The following is a 247-nucleotide window of genomic DNA, read 5'->3' on the forward strand; positions in this document are numbered from 1 at the left end:
GAGGGTACGACCGCTACGCCGTGCACGTTCGCCCAGCGCACCACGGCCTGCACCTCATCGACCGTCGCCGGTAGCGCGATTGCCAGCGGGGCCGGCGTCCAGCGCCGGGTCCAGTCGCGGCCGTAGTGTTCGAGGTCGGCGGGGTCGGTCTTCAGGCGCAGCGCCGGGGCGGCGTCGAGCAGGGATTGCAGGCGCGGATCGCTCATTGCGGGGGCGGATCTTCGGGGGCGCTCAGGGTGCCAGCGAT

The 247-nt window shown here is 72.9% G+C and carries 1 protein-coding gene; it reads right to left on the reverse strand.

What is annotated here, in order from left to right; genetic code table 11:
- On the reverse strand, positions 1 to 206 hold a 206-nt coding region (locus OH705_RS28285; RefSeq protein ID WP_416383612.1), incomplete at its 3' end, for an FAD-binding oxidoreductase.
- Positions 207 to 247 lie beyond the last annotated feature (41 nt).

This window comes from Pseudomonas sp. BJa3, assembly GCF_026343815.1.
Taxonomy (GTDB): domain Bacteria; phylum Pseudomonadota; class Gammaproteobacteria; order Pseudomonadales; family Pseudomonadaceae; genus Aquipseudomonas; species Aquipseudomonas soli.